Here is a 204-nt window from a genome sequence, read left to right on the forward strand (position 1 = left end):
ATCCCCTAGGGGATACCACTATTTTATTTTTCTTGATGTATTTCGAGAAATTAAAGCAAGCGTTAAGTTTTAGCCTACAGAACTTAATGAGTATTCACTCTTTGGTAGAGTATAACGCCAGTCCGGGTCCCCTTCGTCTAGAGGCCTAGGACACCGCCCTTTCACGGCGGTAACAGGGGTTCGAATCCCCTAGGGGATACCACT

The 204-nt window shown here is 46.1% G+C and carries 1 tRNA gene; it reads left to right on the plus strand.

Annotation, left to right across the window (positions count from 1 at the left end):
- The first annotated feature begins 126 nt into the window (after nt 1-126).
- Nucleotides 127-202: transfer RNA gene (locus BCU84_RS00690), tRNA-Glu, on the plus strand.
- Nucleotides 203-204 lie beyond the last annotated feature (2 nt).

The sequence above is a fragment of the Shewanella sp. 10N.286.51.B7 genome (assembly GCF_002873615.1).
In the GTDB taxonomy this organism is placed as follows: Bacteria; Pseudomonadota; Gammaproteobacteria; order Enterobacterales; family Shewanellaceae; genus Shewanella; species Shewanella electrodiphila.